The organism is Aedoeadaptatus nemausensis, from assembly GCF_903819165.1.
In the GTDB taxonomy this organism is placed as follows: Bacteria; Bacillota; Clostridia; order Tissierellales; family Peptoniphilaceae; genus Aedoeadaptatus; species Aedoeadaptatus nemausensis.
This window is the reverse complement of sequence record NZ_CAIJCS010000018.1, coordinates 47,725-64,881: the sequence shown is the minus strand read 5'-3', so window position 1 is coordinate 64,881 and position 17,157 is coordinate 47,725. Positions and strand designations below refer to the sequence as shown.

The window sequence follows — 17,157 nt, the reverse complement described above, 5'->3', positions numbered from 1 at the left end:
ATTCTTCGACAATTTTCTTCTTCAATTCATAACTATATTTTGCCATTAAAAGACCCCCGAAGGTTGGATTTCTTGGTCCAACTTTTGGGGGTCAGTGCAATGGTAAAGGGATTTTAAAAAGCTTATTCTGTAAATTACATCATGCCCATGCCGCCGCCCATAGCCGCTGCTGCGCCTAAATCGGGGCCGTCTTCTTTAATGGTAGCCACTGCCGCTTCGGTGGTGAGGATCATGGCCGACACGCTGGCTGCGTTTTGAAGGGCGCTTCTCGTAACCTTGGTCGGGTCTACGATGCCCGCTTCGATCATGTTCACGTACTTGGCATTGTAAGCATCGTATCCTACGCCGGTCTCTTCACGTTTTACGTGTTCTACGATAACGGAACCTTCGGCGCCTGCGTTTTCCGCAATTTGACGGAGAGGTTCTTCCAATGCGCGGAGAATGATCATCATGCCGGTTTTTTCGTCGCCTTCGCCTTCTTCGGCGAGAGCTTCTACGCGTTTGATGCAGTCCACGAGGACCACGCCGCCGCCGGGAACGATGCCTTCTTCTACGGCTGCACGCGTAGCCGCAAGAGCATCTTCGATGCGGAGCTTGCGTTCTTTAAGTTCAACTTCCGTTGCCGCGCCCACTTGGATGACGGCGACACCGCCGGAAAGTTTTGCCAGGCGTTCTTGTAATTTTTCGCGATCAAATTCGCTGTCGGTTTCTTCGATTTGAGAGCGAATTTGTGCCACGCGATCTTCGATGGCGGCTTTTTCGCCGGCGCCGCTTACGATAACGCTCTTATCTTTTTCTACGCGCACCTTTTGTGCCCGGCCGAGCATATCCACGGTAGCTTCTTTAATATCGTAGCCCAAGTCTTCGGTAATCACGGTACCGCCGGTTAAGGTGGCGATATCTTGGAGCATATCTTTTCTGCGATCGCCGTAGCCCGGAGCTTTCACAGCGACGACGTTTAATGTGCCGCGAAGTTTGTTCACTACGAGAGTGGCCAAGGCTTCCCCTTCAATATCGTCTGCGATTAAGAGGACGGGACGGGATTCTTGAAGCACTTGTTCCAAGACGGGAAGGATGTCTTGAATATTGCTGATCTTTTTATCCGTAATTAAAATATAGGGATCGTCCAGTTCGGCAACGCGTTTTTCCCCGTCGGTTACCATATAGGGGCTCAAGTAGCCGCGGTCGAATTGCATACCTTCCACTACATCCAATTGAGTGCCCATGGAGCGGGATTCTTCTACGGTAATGACCCCGTCTTTACCTACTTTTTCCATGGCTTCTGCGATGAGTTCGCCGATGGTTTCGTTGGCTGCGGAGATTGCCGCTACATTGGCGATGGCGGCGCTGTCGTCTACGGGAACTGAGAATTTCTTAAGTTCTTCCACGACGGCGTCTACCGCTTTGGTAATGCCTTTTTGAAGCACCATGGGGTTTGCGCCTGCCGCCAAGTTTTTAGCGCCTTCGCGAATAATCGCCTGAGCGAGCAAGGTTGCCGTGGTGGTACCGTCGCCGGCGACATCGTTGGTTTTCGTAGCTACTTCTTTTACGAGCTGAGCGCCCATGTTTTCAAAGCGATCTTCAAGTTCCACTTCCCTCGCAATGGTAACGCCGTCGTTTGTAATTAAGGGCGCGCCGAATTCTTTATCCAATACGACGTTTCTGCCCTTGGGGCCTAATGTTACTTTAACCGTGTCCGCTAATTTATTGATGCCTTCAATGAGACCTTCTCTGGCATCTGCACTGAATTTAATATCTTTTGCCATATTATCTCCTCGTTTCTATTATTAACTTATCCTAATTTAGCAAGTAAATCTTGGTATTTAATGACGATGACGCTTTCGCCTTCGATTTCCACTTCATTGCCGGCGTATTTGCTGTAAATAACGCGATCGCCCGCTTTTACATCGCATTGAATTTCTTCGGAATTTTTTAAATCTTCGCTTACGGCGATAACTTCGGCAATATTGGATTCTTCCTTCGCCGTATCGGGCAATACGATGCCACTGGCCGTCACATTTTCTTTTTCTATTTTTTGAATAACAACTCTTTCACCTAAAGGTTTAATCGTCATAATTGACCTCCTCAAAAATTATTAGCACTTGATCTCATTGAGTGCCAACGCTTAATAATATGATACCACAGATTTAAATTTTGTAAACAAAAAAAGATTTCCCCCGCCTCGATCCCATGTCTTAGCCTTTTCTTAGTATTTCCGTGTTTTATACCGAACACAACATATAGAAAATATTCCGAATAATCTTCCTTTTTATCCCTATATGTAGTATACTTGGTGAAGTTCAAGAGATGGCGACGCGCCATCTTTCTATTTGAGTAAAAGCCTAAGGGCTTAACTATATTATTCTACAAGGAGGATTTATGGCAGCAGTAATGATTATGAAGCGCGACGGCCGCCCGGTAACATTTGACGGCGAAAAGATCATCGTCGCCATCGAAAAGGCCATGCACTCGCCCACAGGTTATGTTATCGAGGGACAGGCGCGGGAAATCGCAGAGGAAATCGAAAACGAAATTTCTACGGGCGCTCTTTCTTCTACAGTCTTACAAGTTGAAAAACGGGTTTTCGAAAAACTCGTAGAAAAAGATAATGTGGCTACGGCAAAATCCTACGAATCTTACCGCTCCGTACAGTCTTTCAAGAGAGAGAGTAACTCTACCGACCGCTCCATCGAAGGGCTCTTGGATTATTCCGACGCCGATATTATGGACGAAAACTCCAATAAAAACGCCGTGGTCGTATCCACTCAGCGGGATCTGATCGCCGGGGAAGTATCGAAAGATATTACCCGCCGCCGTATTCTACCCACCGACATCGTCACCGCCCATGATTCCGGTGCCATTCACGTCCACGACATGGACTATTATATTCAGCCCATGTTTAACTGCTGCCTCATTAATTTAGAGGACATGCTGGCAAACGGCACCGTCGTCAACGGCAAGATGATCGAATCGCCGAGAAGTTTCCAAACGGCCTGTACCATCACCACCCAAATTATCGCCCAAGTGGCCTCGGGCCAATTCGGCGGCCAATCCATTAACGGCATCGACCGTATTTTGGCGCCCTATGTCCGCAGAAGTTTCGAAAAATATTTAGAAGCTTCCATTTCCGATCAACTGGATATTTACGGCATGGAAGAAGCCGATATCGAAATGGCAAAAAAGGTAGCCTGGAAGCGCACAAAGCGGGAGATCAAATCCGGCGTGCAAACCATCCAATACCAAATCAACACTCTTATGACCACTAACGGGCAGGCGCCTTTCGTGACCCTCTTTATGTATTTCAATCCGGAAGACGAATATGCTTACGAAGCGTCCCTGATTACGGAAGAAATTTTAAGACAGCGCATCGAAGGTATTAAAAACAAGCAAGGAATCAACGTTACCCCGGCGTTCCCGAAATTGGTTTACGTCTTAGACGAACATAATATTCACGAAGATTCCCCCTATTATTATTTAACCCGTCTCGCCGCCACCTGTACGGCCAAGCGCATGTATCCCGATTATATTTCCGCAAAGAAAATGAAGGAAATTTACGAAGGCAATGTGTTCGCCCCCATGGGCTGCCGTTCCTTCCTCTCTCCTTGGAAAGATGAAGACGGAAATTACAAATTCGACGGCCGCTTCAATATGGGCGTGGTGAGCATTAACTTAGCGCAAATCGGCATCTTGGCGGGACACGACGAGGAAGCCTACTTCGATCTTTTAAATAAACGTCTCGAGCTCGTAAAGCAGGCCCTTTTAATTCGCTACGAGCGCTTAAAAGATGTGACGAGCGACGTAAGCCCTATTCACTGGCAAGACGGCGCCATCGCCCGTTTGGACTCCGGCGAAAAGATTACGAAATATTTGGAAGGCGGCTACTCCACACTGTCTCTCGGCTACATCGGCGTTTACGAGGCGACGAAATGCGTCATCGGCAAATCCCATACCACGGAAGAAGGCCATGCCTTCGCCATGAAACTTATGCATACGCTCCGCGATGCGGTGGAACGCTGGAAAGAAGAGACGGGTCTGGGCTTCGCCCTTTACGGAACCCCGGCGGAATCCTTGACCAATCGCTTCGCCTCCATCGATAGAGCCACTTTCGGCGACATCGAAGATATCACGGACAAGGGTTATTACACCAACAGCTACCATGTGGACGTAAGGGAAGAAATCAATGTCTTCGACAAGTTCTCTTTCGAAAGCGAATTCCAAAAAATCTCCACCGGCGGCTGCATCAGCTACGTGGAAATCCCCAATATGAATCAAAACGTGGATGCCGTCCTCACCATGATGAAATACATCTACGACCACATTTCCTATGCGGAATTTAATACGAAGTCCGATTACTGCGCGGAATGCGGCTACGACGGAGAGATTAAAGTGAACGAGCAAGGCGACTGGGAATGCCCCCAATGCGGCAATCACGATCGCAACCGCCTCACGGTTATTCGCAGAACCTGCGGTTATTTAGGCGAAAATTTCTGGAACGAAGGCAGAACCAAAGAAATTGCAGCCCGCGTTCTCCACATTTAATATGTACGGCCGCTACGCACAAATACGACCTTTAGATGTAGCCAACGGAAAGGGCATCCGCGTGTCCGTCTTCGTCACGGGATGCTCCAGAGGCTGCAAAAACTGCTTCAACGAAATCTACCAGGATTCGAACTACGGGGATCAATGGACCGAGGAGACAACAAAGGAGCTGATTTCCTATCTGGATCGCCCGGAAGTGGCGGGCCTTACCCTCTTAGGCGGCGAACCTATGGAAAACATCTGGCTCGCCGAGGTCTTAGATGAAGTTCGAAAGAAGGTGGACAAGCCCGTGTGGATCTATTCGGGCTATACCTTCGAGGAGATCCTTAAAGATCCGGACAAAAAAAATCTCCTCGCCAAATGCCACGTCCTCGTGGACGGACCTTTTGTCGAAGAGCAAAAAAATTTAAAACTGGCCTTTAGGGGCAGCGAAAATCAACGCATCCTTCACATTCAAAACAGTTTGAAGGAAGAAAGCCCCCAATGGGTGGAAGAGTATAAATAAAGAAAAGCACGGCGCAAACCGTGCTTTTTTTGTTACATCCAAAGGGTCATGAGAGCCCGAACGGCAAAGACCACAATAAAAGAGGGGAGCATATTGGATACGCGAAACTCCTTGATCTTTAAAATGCCGAATCCGATGGCGAGAATGGTGATCCCGCCGATGGAAGTTAAATCGGCGAGGATCGCGTCGTTTATAAAGGGGGCGAGAGCGCCGGAGGCTAAAACCAACACAGCTTGGTAGATAAAGGTGGGGATCGCCGAAAGGGCGACGCCGATACCCATAGAGGAGGCGAACATCAGGGCGGTCATGCCGTCTAAGGCGCTCTTAATAAAAAAGGTTTCCGGATTATGGCCTATTCCCGCCTCCAGTGCGCCGACGATGGCCATGGGACCGACGCAAAATAAAATCGACGATTGAATAGCGGCAGTCATGGGGCCCATGCCTCCGTCGTCCATTCCCCGGGCGCGAATTTTTGCATCGACTCTATCGCCGAAGCGTCTTAAGGCGCCGTCGATGTCCAGGGCGGCACCGATGCCCGAGCCGATGGCGACAGACATCATGACGACAAAAAACTCGTCGGCCTTAAGGGCCATCTGGACGCCCATGGTCATAACGCTTAAAGGTAGGACGAGGAGTACCTGATCCTGAACTCGCTCCGGAATATGCTTCCCGATAAATTTGCCCAATACCGCCAAGACGGCGATGGCGAGGGCGTTGGTAATAACACCGATCATACATTCCTCTTTTCTCGCTCACTTAAAAACAACAGTTGCTGAACATAACCGGCGTCTTCGCCGAAGCGCTCCATGCCGTAGCGGCTCATGGCCTTCCTGGAAGGAAAGCTGCCGAAGCGGGCCATGGATTTTTCCACCCATGTGTCCACGGGAAAGGCGTCCCCCTTGCCGTAGCCGAAGAGTAAAATACAATCCGCCACCTTGGGCCCCACGCCGGGCAGCTTCATAACATAGTCCTTCGCCTCGTCGTAATCCATAGAAAAGGGCGCCTCCAAATCGAAATCGCCCTCCGCCACCATAGTCGCCGCCCCTATAAGATAGCGATCCCGATACCCGGCGCCCAGGGCGCGGAGATCCTCTTTTGAGCAGGACGCCAAGACGTCCGGCGCGGGAAGAGCATAGGCTTTAAGGTCTTCCACGCTTCCGAGAAAGGTTCCGTAGGTTTCCGAGAGATCCAGAATGCTCCGCCCTATGCGCGAAAGATTATTATTCGCCGATAAAATATAGGAGACGATGGATTCCCAGGGCCTTTGGCGTAAAATTCGAAGGGGCAAATAGGGAGCGAGATCTTTTAAATCTTCGCTCTCTTTCACCATCTTCCCCACATTATCGTAATCCCTGTTGCCGTCTATAAAACGGAGAAAGGCTCCTTCGTCTCCTTTTATAAGCTCTCCATCCCTTAGAAAAAAGGCCTCTTCGCCATTGACTAGAGCGTAGAGGCTGTCTTTTTTCTCCCAGTGATGAAACTGGCCGCTTTCAATTGTCATGGATAAATGGGAAAACATGGCGACTCTTTTCTGTACAAAAATAAGAGCAGGCATCGCCCGCTCTTATATTCACTAGCGATCTTCTTCAGTCAAATAATAGCTTAAAGTTAAGAGACTGTCCGTTAAACGGATATTTTCAACGATCACATGATCCAATTCTTCAAGATCTTCCGGCGCAAAGTTCCAGATGCCGCGAATACCGCATTCCGCCAAGCGCTCGGCGATAGATTGCGCACCTTCTTTGGGCACGGTTAAAATAGCCACGCTTACTTCATCGTGTTCCTTTAAGAAATCTTCGAGCTCATCGACGGATTTAACCACGTGTTTGCCCACAGATGTGCCGATGACGTGTTCGTCTCTGTCGAACATAGCCACTACTTCGAAACCGCTGTCTCTGAATCCTTTGTAGTTGCTGACGACGCTTCCAAGGCGACCGGAGCCGATAATAATCGTCTTGTATATGGTGGAAATACCTAAAATATTTTCGAGTTCCGCTTTTAAGACGGCGACCTTATAGCCGTAGCCTTGTTGGCCGAATCCTCCGAAATTATTTAAGTCCTGACGAATTTGGGATGCGGTAAAGCCTGTAAGATCACTTAATTCCTGAGAGGAAATGCGATCTTCGCCCTTATCATGTAATTCACTTAAATAGCGATGGTATTTCGGGAGTCGTCTGATGACGGTTTCCGATACTTTGTTTTTGTTATTTGCCACTTATATCACCTTTCAAACGTGCACTATAGAATTAAATTTATTATTAATTGATAGGAATCTATCTATTACCTTCATAGTATACAGAAAATTTCAAATCTTGGGAAGAGCTATTTGAAAGTTTAGCGACTTTTTCTACCTCTCTATATCTGTTATTATGTAGTGATGAGGAGGAGAAAGAGTTGGCAATCTTATCGGCACAAAATTTATCTAAGACATTTTATATCGAGCCTATTTTTACGGATATCGGATTTTTAATCGAACCGGGAGAAAAAATCGGGCTCATCGGCTCCAACGGCAGCGGCAAAACCACCTTAATGGAAATGCTCGCAGGGGACCTTTCCCCGGACACCGGGGACATTACCACGACGAAGGATCTCCACATCGGCTACCTGGAACAACACGTCTCCATTACCGAAGGGGCCAGTATTTACGAGGAATGTATGGCCTCTTTTCAATCGGTCATCGATATGGAAAGAGACATTCGCCGCATGGAAGAGGAAATGGCCCACGTACAAGGGGAGGAACTCGAGCTTTTAATCAATCGCTACCAAAACCTGGTGGATCATTACGAGAAAAGCGGCGGTTACAGCAGAGAAAGCGCCGTAACGGGTGCTCTCCGGGGCCTAGGCTTTTCCGAAGAGGAAATGGCCATGCCGGCGGACAATCTCTCCGGCGGACAGAAATCCCGCCTCGCTCTCGCCAAATTACTCCTTCACGAACCGGATCTACTGCTCTTGGACGAGCCTACCAACCACTTGGACATGGATTCCATCGCCTGGCTCGAAAAATTCCTCAAGGCCTTTAAGGGCGCCGTCGTGGTCATCAGCCACGACCGCTACTTTTTAGATAACATCGTGGACCGCATCTTCTTTCTCCATAGAGGCAGCCTTTCCAGCTACAAAGGCAATTACACAAACTTCGTGCGTCGCAGACGGGAAAATCTCGAACAGCAACGCCACGCCTATATTATGCAGCAGCGGGAGATCAAGCGGCAGGAGGCCATGATCGATCGGCTCAGCAGTTGGAATCGGGAAAAGAGCCTGAAGACCGCCCGCAGCAAGCAAAAACAATTGGACAAAATGGAGCGCATCGAGGATGTGCAAAACGATAAGCAGATGATCCTTCATTTCGAGCCGGAAAAAGAAAGCGGCCGGGACGTGCTCCGCGTAGAAAATGTAAAGAAAGAATTCCTGGGAAAGCCTCTCTTCGAAAATATTACTTTCCCCATTTATAAAGGGGAGCGGGTGGGCCTCATCGGCCCCAACGGCATCGGGAAGAGTACCCTCTTTAAAATGATTATGGGAGAAGAATCCATAAGCGAAGGGGAGATTACGGAAGGCACCGGCGTCACCGTCGCCTATTTCGATCAGGGAATGGAATCTCTCGACGACATGAAGACCGTGGAAGAGGAACTTTGGGATCGCTACCCGAAGCTGGATCGCTATCATATTTACGCCTATCTCGCCCGCTTCCTCTTTACAGGCGACGATTTGAAAAAGCGCATCGGCGATCTTTCCGGAGGGGAGAAGGGCCGGCTCTCCCTTTTGATCATTATGTTGAGCGGCGCCAATTTCCTGCTCCTGGACGAACCCACCAATCACCTGGATATCGAGAGCAAGGAATCTTTAGAGTCGGCCCTTAGAGATTATACCGGCACCATTTTAACCATCAGCCACGACCGCTACTTCTTAAACAGCGTGGCGACAAAGATCGTCTGCCTCACGGAAGAAGGGGTCTTTATGGTGGAGGGAGATTACAATTACTTCCTGGAAAAATGGGAAGCCGCCCACGCCGAGGAGGAAGAGGAAGAAGAAGATATTACGAAGACGCAGATCGTCAAGGAAAAAAAGAAGACGCGGGAAGAACAGAAACGAGCCCGGGCACAGAAAAAAGAGCTGAAAGCTCTGGAAGGGGAAATCCACGAACTGGAAGAGGAAATCCAAAAAGTGGACGAAATGCTCGCCGACCCGAAAACCTACGAGGACCATACGGTGGCTTTGGAACTTTCGGAAAAACGAGACGCCCTTCAGGAAAATCTGGACGCTCTTTACGACAAGTGGTTCGAACTTTCCGACGACTAAACTTAAAAAGGCATCATCATTACAGGCAATCACCATTTCGTGATTGCCTTTTTTGTCGAAAGAATTTCAGTCTATCCATATGGATATTACTTAAGATTACGTCCTGACAAAAGAAAGCTTAGATAATTTTGATTTATTTCCCTTTTTTCACTTTATTTGCTCATTCTCATTCTTTCGATGAAAAACTCGTAAAATACAATTTGCCTTTCCACATTTTTTCCACATCTTCTCCACATTACACACAGACTTATACACATTGTAGAGTCGATTAACGGGGCTTTCCACAAACTTATCCACTTTATCCACAGACTTATACACGTTTTCCTCGGTTTTTTCCACTCTCCAAAGACACTCGCTGAATCCCTTGATTTTACGAGTTTTTTACATTTTCATTTCCATCTTGCACTATGTTCACATTATTTCCCGATTCTCAATATCACTTTCGTTCTTCCAAATAAAAAAACCGCAACATGTGCGGTTTAATCGAGTCCCAAATTGGGATCGGCGAAGACGCTTTCGTCTTCCCCTTTCATGTAACTGTAATAGCCTACCGAGGCGATCATGGCGCCGTTGTCGGTGCAGAGAACGGGATCGGGATAATAGACCTCAATTCCCTCTTCGGCTCCTCGCTTTTCCATGGCGGCCCGCAAGCCGGAATTGGCGCTGACGCCGCCGGCGAGGACGATTTTCTTTTCTCCGAGTTCATGGGCCAGGCGATAGGTCTTTTCCGTGAGCACGTCCACCACGGCGTTTTGAAAGCTCGTTGCCATATCCGCCACGCGAATCTCCTCGCCTTTTTGCTTGGCATTATTGAGTTCGTTTAAGACGGCGGTTTTCAGCCCCGAAAAACTGAAATCGTAGCTGTCCCGCTCCAACATAACCCGGGGCAGATCGTAAGTTTCCTCCCCTTCTTTGGCGAGCTTGTCGATAACGGGCCCGCCGGGATAGCCGATCTCCATGGCCCGAGCCACTTTATCGAAAGCTTCGCCGGCGGCGTCGTCTCGCGTCTTGCCGTAAAGTGTAAAATCGATATAATCTTCCACGTGAATTAAATAACTGTGACCGCCGGAAACGATAAGCCCGACAAAAGGCGGCTCCAGATTCGGATGGGTCAGGTAGTTGGCGCAGACGTGGCCGCGAATATGGTTCACGCCGACGAAAGGTTTCCCCGTGGCGAGGGCGAGCCCTCTTCCCGCCGTAAGGCCCACGAGAAGGGCGCCGATAAGCCCCGGGCCCCTCGTAGCGGCGATAATATCCACATCGTCTAAAGTGATCTTCGCCTCTTCAAGGGCCAGGTCGATGACCGGGAGAATGGCGGATACGTGTTTTCTCGAAGCGATCTCAGGTACTACACCGCCAAATAAGCGGTGAATTTCGATTTGAGATGAAATTATATTTGAAAGAATCTCCCGGCCGTCTTTTACCACGGCTACCGAGGTTTCGTCGCAGGACGATTCGATTCCCAGCGTTATCACATTACCACCTCTTCCAATAAATTAAGCCGTCCCGCTTGATGTGGGCGTAATAATTTTTCCGCACGCCCTCCAGCTCGAAACCCAGGGATTCGTAAAGGGCGATGGCGGGCACATTATCTTCCCGCACCTCCAGGGTGGCGGCGCGAATGTTTTTTTCGTAGACGGCGAATAAATAATGATTCATCATATAGCGTCCGTAGCCATTGCCCCGGAAATCTCCGTCGATGGCTACATTGCCGATATGGGCCTGATCTCCCAAGAGCCAGGCTCCTACATAGCCGATAAGGACATCGTGGTAGAGGAGCACCTCGTAATAGGTCAGGGGATTTTCAAGCTCCCGCTTCCAACTGTCGTAAGACCAGGGGGCGGTAAAGCTTTCCTCCTCGATGCGCATCATGTCCTCTAAATCGTCTACACGGGCTTCACGCGTCGTGAGATTGTCCATGTTTCCTCCTGTATTCTCGCATAGCCTGAGAGGGCCGCAAATAATTGGGCTCCAGTTCGTAGGGGTTGCTCGCGCCCTCCCTCTCGTATTGCACCAGGGCCTCCTCGGCGATAAACGCCGCCCGCACCTGGGACAAACTCAGGGGGTAACAGAAAAAGTTTTTGTCCGACTCCTTAAAGCGTTCGCCGTAAGCGGAAAGCCCTTCGCCAATGATAATCGCCCCTTCGGGAAGAGAATCGATCAGCTCTTCCACGGCGACGGCGTCGTCTTTTGTAAGACGGGTGAGCACGTCCCCTTCCTTATTAAACTGCGCGGTGTAAACCCGCTTTCTTCTGGCGTCGAAGACGGGTACCACGACGCCGCTTTCCGCCACTTGGCGGGCCAGGGCCGACAATGTGGAGACGCCCACCACGGGAATATCTAAGGTCTTTGCGAAGATCTTGGCGAGAACCACGGAAATGCGAAGGCCGGTAAAGGATCCCGGGCCCACGCCCACAGCGATCATATCTAAATCATTCATTTTCAAATCCAGAGAAGCGAGCATCTCCTCGGTCATGGCGATGAGCGTCTCCGAATGGGAGAGCCGGCTGTTAATGGAGGAGGCGGCGAGCACCTTGTGGTCTTCCACCACGGCGCAAGTCGTCTCCATAGTCGCCGTGTCAAATGAGAGAATTTTCATAGGTCATTACCTCTTTTTCCAATGCTTCTCCCCGAGGGCCCACGCCTTTTACGGCGATGCGCCGGGTGGTTTCGTCGATCCGTTCGAAATTCAGGATCAGATACTCCTCGGGCAAACTTTCCGCGATGCGATCCGCCCATTCGATAGCGCAGACGGAACCGTCGTCTAAGAGTTCTTCCCCGCCCATTTCAAAAAATTCCTCTTCGTCTTTTAAACGATAGACGTCGAAATGGTAAAGGGACGGATCCCCTTCATAAATATTCACGATGGTAAAGGTAGCGCTGGTAACGTCCGAATCAAGCCCCATGCCTTCGGCCAGCGCCTTTACAAATGTCGTTTTCCCCGTGCCCAAATCGCCGTTTAAGGCGAGGACATCGTAAGCTTCGAGCTTGCTGCCTAAAAAACGACCAAGTTTTTGCGTTGCATTTACACCCTTGAGTATCATCCTATCCCTCCTAAACCTCTATTATAACAAAAAAAGATCGTTGGAAAAGTTTTTCCGATCGACGTAAAATAGACTCAGATAAATTTTAAGGAGGCTTTTATGACACCGCTTACTATCACCCTCGGCGTGGAAGACGTTCAATCGGCCCTTTATTTTTACGGCGATCTCTTTCCCGTGAAAATGAAAGATCGGCAGGAAAAAGAGGGCGAAATACTTTCCGCCCGCCTCACGATTTTTCAAATGCCCTTTGAGCTCGTTCGCGATCCCCGGGGCCCCCTCGCCGACAACAGCGGGCTTACCTTTACTGTAGAAATGGATGCAGACAAACTTGAAGAGCTCTACGACGACGCTCTGGAGCGAGACGCCCTTCCTCTGTTGGATCCCTGCCTTTCCGGCGACGGAAAATTAAAGACTGCCCTCTTCTTGGATCCCTTCGGATTTAAATGGGCGCTGACCGCTACTATAGAATAAAAAAAGGCCTCGCCGAAGCGAGGTCTCTTTTAATTTGCGGGAAAAATAGATTGCCGCTTTTCCTGTACCTGTCCTTGAGGAGCAAATTTCGGCACTTGATAATCCGTAAAGGTGAGTTTCAAAGTTTCTTTTTTCCTACCCCTTACGACGACTACATCCACCGAGTCTCCTGATTTATATTTGTAAAGTTCTCTCCGCAATTGGCTCATGGAATCGATGGCTTTATCCCCCATTTTTAGAATAATGTCGTTCGGTTGAAGGCCCGCTGCGGCCGCCGGGGAATTGGCTTCCACGCTGCCGACGATGACGCCCTTGCCACCTGTGCCGAGATCGTAGCCGCTTCGTTCGATGGCGCTTACAGTATAGCCGCTCATGCCGAGGGCCACGGAATTATAATCTCCCGTTTCGATAACCTGCTCGATAATAGGCTTCGCCGTGTTAATGGGAATGGAAAAGCCCAGACCTTCCGCCGTGGAAATTTTGACGGAGTTGATCCCCACGACCTCCCCTTCACTATTTAAGAGGGGGCCGCCGGAATTGCCTTGGTTAATAGAGGCGTCGGTTTGAATCAGGCCGTCCATATAATTGCCCTGTACTTCGCCGATGTTTCGGTTGAGGCCGGAAATAATGCCCGCCGTTACGGAGCGTTGGAAATCCAGACCCAGGGGGTTGCCGATGGCTACGGCGGTTTCCCCGATATTAATGGCGTCGCTGTCTCCCAGGGGAAGAGCTTGCAGACCTTTTTTATCGATCTTCACGAGGCCCAAATCCAATGTTTCGTCGGACCAGACGACCTTTCCTTCGGCCTCGGTACCGTCGTTTAAAAGTGTCTTTACTTTATTTCCCGCCTTTCCCACCACGTGGGCATTGGAGAGAATGTAGCCGTCTTCAGAGATAATAAAGCCGCTGCCGCTTCCCTGTACGGCCATGGGACCCATAGGCGTTTGCTTCGTCGTGGAAGTGGTGATCCCTACCACCGAAGGCATGGCTTTTTCCGCCACATTTTCCACGACCCCGGTTTCATGTTTGCGAACCTTGGGCGCTTCTTTTGTTTGCGTGCTCGCCACTCCTACGGGGGATGAGGCGGGCATCATTTTATATGTTATAGCGCTTCCCACCGCGCCGCCGATTAAGGAAAAGATCAAGGCCCACAAAATAAAGAGGCTCGGTCTTTTCTTTTTCGCGGGGGCGTAGGTGTAGCTATATTCCCTTTCATCTCGATTCATCTATAAAAACTCCTTTCGATCTTTACTGTAATTATAGTATAAAATCAAAGCTTGAACTTCTTGTGAAACCTTTACAAAGATTTAAGATGGGTATATGTTGAAAAGATAGAATAAAGTGAAAAATTCGTGACGACTTTCGCGAAATAATTATGAAGGAGACTGAAATGGATTTTAAAGAATTAATTAAGAAGAGACGCTCCACCCGTAAATACAAACAGGGTGAAAAAATGGGCGAGGAAGAATTACTCGATATCCTCACCTACGCTTCCATGGGTCCGAGCAAGGGCAATACCCACCCGGTGGAATTTCTCGTAGTAGAGGACGAAGAAAAGAAAAAACAACTGGCCACTATTAAACGCTTCGGCACGAAATACTTAGGAGAGGCTCCTCAAATTATTGCCGTTCTCGGCAATAATCCGAGCGAAGTCACCTGGATCGAAGAGGCCACGATTACCGCCAGCTATTTAGGACTTCTTCTCGCCGATGCCGGTTACCAATCCAGCTGGATCAATATTCGCGGCGAAAAAGCAGACGACGGCCGTGCGGCGGAAGAAATCGTAAGGGAAGTTTGCAATATTCCCGATGATTATGCGGTCCTCTGCCTCATTCCCTTCGGCGTCGCCGACGAACGCATCCCGAGCAGAAAATATTTCGACATCTCCTCGAAAGTACACAGAGAAGGATTTTAAATGATGAAAGCCGACGCTTGGCGCCGGCTTTTTTAATGCCCTTCTTTAAAAATAATTTTCTGATTTTCCGAATCGATGGATTCGATTCGAACGATGGAATAGACATCGAGGCCTTCTTTTTCCAGCCTTTCTCTTCCCGGTTGAAAGCTCTTTTCCACACAGATGCCGATTCCCGCCACTTCAGCTCCCGCATCTCGCACGATCTTGACAAGGCCCATGGAGGCCTCTCCGTTTGCCAGGAAGTCGTCGATAATAAGCACGGAATCCTCTTCGTTTAAATAAGCTCCCGATACCATGACCGTTGACGTGGTTTTCTTCGTGTAGGAATAGACATCCGCCGAATAGACGTCCTCGTCCTTTAAAGTGGAGGGCTTTTTCTTTTTTGCGAAAAGCATGGGCACATCGAAATGGGCCGCCACCATAATGGCCGGCGCGATACCCGACGCTTCCACCGTCATGACCTTCGTAATTTTACGGTCCGAGAAGTAATCATAAAACTCCCTCTCGATTTCCTTCATTACCGCCGGGTCGATTTGGTGATTTAAAAAGGAATCGATTTTCAGCACATTTCCCGGATAAATAACGCCGTCTTTCAAAATACGCTCTTTTAAATAAGACATGTTTGCTCCTTTGTTTCTCAATTTATTTTATTTTATCACGAAATTCGGGAGTTGCTGAAGTCCACGTAAAAAACCGGCCCTTTCGAGCCGGCTTTTGTTCTGAATTTATTTGTCGTATTTATAGAAACCTTCTCCGGTTTTTCTGCCCAGCTTGCCGCCGCGAACCATCTTCCGAAGAAGAACATGGGCGCGGTATTTACTGTCGTGGTAGTCGTTGTACATAACACCCATAATGGCGAGGACCACGTCGAGACCTACCAGATCGCCGAGAGCCAAGGGGCCCATGGGGTGGTTGGCGCCCAGTTTCATGGCATTGTCGATGTCTTCCACGCTGGCAACGCCGTCGGCATAAATACCTACGGCTTCGTTAATCATGGGGATCAGGATGCGGTTGACGACGAAGCCCGGAGCTTCTTCAACCTCAACCGGGGTCTTGCCGATTTCATTAGCGAGATCCACGACGAATTGTTTCGTCTCATCCGATGTGTTGAGTCCGCAAATAACTTCGACGAGTTTCATAACGGGAACCGGGTTAAAGAAGTGCATGCCGATGACCTTTTCCGGGCGATTGGTAGCCGCCGCGATGTCGGTAATGGATAGGGACGATGTATTGGAGGCGAGAATCGTCTTTTCGTCACATAATTCGGCAAGTTCGGTAAAGATACCTTTTTTAATGGTGGGATTTTCCGTAGCGGCTTCGATGATAATGTCGCAATCTTTTAATTCGTTTAAATCTTCCGTGGTCTCCAATCTTGCAATGGCGGCCTTTGCGTCTTCTTCCGACATGCGGCCTTTTTCCACATTGCGATTATAACCTTTTTCGATTTTTGCGTGCGCCGCTTTCAGGGCTTCCGGGGCGATGTCGCGAATGACGACGTCGTGACAGAGGGCCATCACTTGCGCAATGCCGCTTCCCATAGTACCCGATCCGATAACACCAATTTTCATGTTCAATCCTCCTTACTGAACGAGTTATTCTCCTTTAAATTCCGGTTTGCGTTTTTCTAAAAAGGCACCCATGCCCTCTTCTTGATCTGCCGTGGAAAAGCAGAGAGCGAAAGCCGATTTTTCGATTTCCATGGCCGTGTGAATATCCGCTTGAGAGCCGTCGACGATGGCGCCTTTTGCGTAAGATACGGCGAGCTTGCCCTTGGAGGCAATAGTGCGGGCCATGTCCATGGCGGCGTCCATTAATTCCTCGGGCGCTACCACATGATTGGCGAGACCGATTTCATAGGCTCGATCCGCCTTAATATTATTGGCCGTGTAGATCAATTCCTTGGCGATGCCGAGACCCACGATACGAGAAAGCCTTTGAGTGCCGCCGAAACCCGGGGTAATGCCGAGGCCCACTTCCGGTTGGCCGAAGACGGCCTTTTCGGAGGCGATGCGAATATCGCAGGCCAGGGAGAGCTCGCAGCCGCCGCCTAAAGCGAAGCCGTTGACCGCCGCGATGACCGGCTTCGGCATCTTTTCAATCAACATAAACGTATCCATTCCGAGTTTGGCAAAAGCGTGCGCTTCCGTAGCGGAAAGATCCTTCATTTCGGAAATATCGGCGCCGGCGACGAAAGCTTTGCCTTCGCCGGTAATAACCACAACATCGACAGATTCGTCGATGCTTAGCTGGTACATGCACTTATTTAATTCCGTTAAAAGTTCGGAGTTTAATGCGTTTAAGCTCTTGGGCTTGTTGATCGTAACTTTCGCGATGGCATCTTCTCGTTCGACGATAAGATATTTAAATTCCATAAACTTTCCTCGATT

At 49.3% G+C, this 17,157-nt stretch carries 18 protein-coding genes; 5 read left to right on the top strand and 13 right to left on the bottom strand.

Annotated features, from left to right (window positions below):
* Window positions 1-134: 134 nt before the first annotated feature.
* Together groL and PEPTYR26121_RS04640 are read right to left on the bottom strand one after the other, a co-directional pair.
* Window positions 135-1,766, bottom strand: a complete 1,632-nt coding sequence (groL, locus tag PEPTYR26121_RS04645; protein WP_180499726.1) for a chaperonin GroEL — start codon at window positions 1,764-1,766, stop codon at window positions 135-137.
* A 26-nt stretch (window positions 1,767-1,792) separates the two neighbouring features.
* Complete coding sequence (locus PEPTYR26121_RS04640) at window positions 1,793-2,074, bottom strand: co-chaperone GroES (protein WP_180499724.1); 282 nt, start codon at window positions 2,072-2,074, stop codon at window positions 1,793-1,795.
* 305 nt (window positions 2,075-2,379) lie between these two features.
* Here PEPTYR26121_RS04640 and nrdD point away from each other — a divergent pair, with 305 nt between their 5' ends.
* Together nrdD and nrdG are read left to right on the top strand one after the other, a co-directional pair.
* Window positions 2,380-4,539 (top strand): anaerobic ribonucleoside-triphosphate reductase, encoded by a 2,160-nt coding sequence (gene nrdD, locus PEPTYR26121_RS04635; RefSeq protein WP_180499722.1) that lies wholly within the window; start codon window positions 2,380-2,382, stop codon window positions 4,537-4,539.
* Between the two features lies 1 nt (window position 4,540).
* Entirely contained in the window at window positions 4,541-5,044 is a 504-nt protein-coding gene (nrdG, locus tag PEPTYR26121_RS04630; protein ID WP_180499735.1) for an anaerobic ribonucleoside-triphosphate reductase activating protein, read from the top strand.
* A 32-nt stretch (window positions 5,045-5,076) separates the two neighbouring features.
* Here nrdG and PEPTYR26121_RS04625 read toward each other — a convergent pair whose 3' ends face one another.
* From PEPTYR26121_RS04625 to PEPTYR26121_RS04615, 3 genes are read right to left on the bottom strand one after another with little or no spacing between them, the layout of a single operon-like run.
* Entirely contained in the window at window positions 5,077-5,778 is a 702-nt protein-coding gene (locus tag PEPTYR26121_RS04625; RefSeq protein WP_180499720.1) for a DUF554 domain-containing protein, read from the bottom strand.
* Window positions 5,775-6,563: a DNA-3-methyladenine glycosylase family protein gene (locus tag PEPTYR26121_RS04620; RefSeq protein ID WP_180499718.1), complete on the bottom strand. Its 789-nt coding sequence runs from the start codon at window positions 6,561-6,563 to the stop codon at window positions 5,775-5,777. The genes PEPTYR26121_RS04625 and PEPTYR26121_RS04620 overlap by 4 nt, the downstream gene beginning before the upstream one ends.
* Before the next feature lie 54 nt (window positions 6,564-6,617).
* Entirely contained in the window at window positions 6,618-7,259 is a 642-nt protein-coding gene (locus PEPTYR26121_RS04615; RefSeq protein ID WP_180499716.1) for a redox-sensing transcriptional repressor Rex, read from the bottom strand.
* Between the two features lie 179 nt (window positions 7,260-7,438).
* Between PEPTYR26121_RS04615 and PEPTYR26121_RS04610 the strand changes: the two genes are divergently transcribed.
* Complete coding sequence (locus tag PEPTYR26121_RS04610; RefSeq protein WP_180499714.1) at window positions 7,439-9,340, top strand: ABC-F family ATP-binding cassette domain-containing protein; 1,902 nt, start codon at window positions 7,439-7,441, stop codon at window positions 9,338-9,340.
* A gap of 479 nt (window positions 9,341-9,819) precedes the next feature.
* On the opposite strand, the gene tsaD is transcribed toward PEPTYR26121_RS04610, so the two are convergent.
* The 4 genes from tsaD to tsaE are packed head-to-tail and all read right to left on the bottom strand — an operon-like array spanning window position 9,820 to window position 12,384.
* Window positions 9,820-10,815 carry a tRNA (adenosine(37)-N6)-threonylcarbamoyltransferase complex transferase subunit TsaD gene (gene tsaD, locus PEPTYR26121_RS04605; RefSeq protein ID WP_180499712.1) on the bottom strand — a complete coding sequence of 332 codons (996 nt, stop codon included), beginning with the start codon at window positions 10,813-10,815 and terminating at the stop codon, window positions 9,820-9,822.
* A gap of 1 nt (window position 10,816) precedes the next feature.
* Window positions 10,817-11,260 carry a ribosomal protein S18-alanine N-acetyltransferase gene (gene rimI, locus PEPTYR26121_RS04600; protein WP_180499710.1) on the bottom strand — a complete coding sequence of 148 codons (444 nt, stop codon included), beginning with the start codon at window positions 11,258-11,260 and terminating at the stop codon, window positions 10,817-10,819.
* Entirely contained in the window at window positions 11,238-11,939 is a 702-nt protein-coding gene (gene tsaB / locus PEPTYR26121_RS04595) for a tRNA (adenosine(37)-N6)-threonylcarbamoyltransferase complex dimerization subunit type 1 TsaB (RefSeq protein WP_180499708.1), read from the bottom strand. Before tsaB ends, rimI begins: the two co-directional genes overlap by 23 nt.
* Window positions 11,920-12,384, bottom strand: coding sequence for a tRNA (adenosine(37)-N6)-threonylcarbamoyltransferase complex ATPase subunit type 1 TsaE (gene tsaE / locus PEPTYR26121_RS04590; protein ID WP_180499706.1), 465 nt, complete (start codon window positions 12,382-12,384; stop codon window positions 11,920-11,922). The genes tsaB and tsaE overlap by 20 nt, the downstream gene beginning before the upstream one ends.
* A 99-nt stretch (window positions 12,385-12,483) precedes the next feature.
* On the opposite strand from tsaE, the gene PEPTYR26121_RS04585 reads away from it, so the two are divergent.
* Window positions 12,484-12,855, top strand: coding sequence for a VOC family protein (locus PEPTYR26121_RS04585; RefSeq protein ID WP_180499704.1), 372 nt, complete (start codon window positions 12,484-12,486; stop codon window positions 12,853-12,855).
* Between the two features lie 29 nt (window positions 12,856-12,884).
* Here the strand turns inward: PEPTYR26121_RS04585 and PEPTYR26121_RS04580 are convergent, their stop codons facing one another.
* Complete coding sequence (locus PEPTYR26121_RS04580) at window positions 12,885-14,081, bottom strand: S1C family serine protease (protein WP_180499702.1); 1,197 nt, start codon at window positions 14,079-14,081, stop codon at window positions 12,885-12,887.
* Between the two features lie 164 nt (window positions 14,082-14,245).
* Between PEPTYR26121_RS04580 and PEPTYR26121_RS04575 the strand changes: the two genes are divergently transcribed.
* Window positions 14,246-14,770: a nitroreductase family protein gene (locus tag PEPTYR26121_RS04575; protein ID WP_180499700.1), complete on the top strand. Its 525-nt coding sequence runs from the start codon at window positions 14,246-14,248 to the stop codon at window positions 14,768-14,770.
* A gap of 32 nt (window positions 14,771-14,802) precedes the next feature.
* Here the strand turns inward: PEPTYR26121_RS04575 and PEPTYR26121_RS04570 are convergent, their stop codons facing one another.
* From PEPTYR26121_RS04570 to PEPTYR26121_RS04560, 3 genes are all read right to left on the bottom strand, one after another.
* The gene (locus tag PEPTYR26121_RS04570; protein WP_180499698.1) at window positions 14,803-15,390 is read right to left on the bottom strand and encodes a xanthine phosphoribosyltransferase; all 588 of its coding nucleotides are present in this window, start codon (window positions 15,388-15,390) and stop codon (window positions 14,803-14,805) included.
* Between the two features lie 105 nt (window positions 15,391-15,495).
* Window positions 15,496-16,338, bottom strand: a complete 843-nt coding sequence (locus PEPTYR26121_RS04565) for a 3-hydroxybutyryl-CoA dehydrogenase (protein WP_180499696.1) — start codon at window positions 16,336-16,338, stop codon at window positions 15,496-15,498.
* A gap of 24 nt (window positions 16,339-16,362) precedes the next feature.
* Window positions 16,363-17,142, bottom strand: a complete 780-nt coding sequence (locus PEPTYR26121_RS04560; protein WP_180499694.1) for an enoyl-CoA hydratase-related protein — start codon at window positions 17,140-17,142, stop codon at window positions 16,363-16,365.
* Window positions 17,143-17,157: the final 15 nt, after the last annotated feature.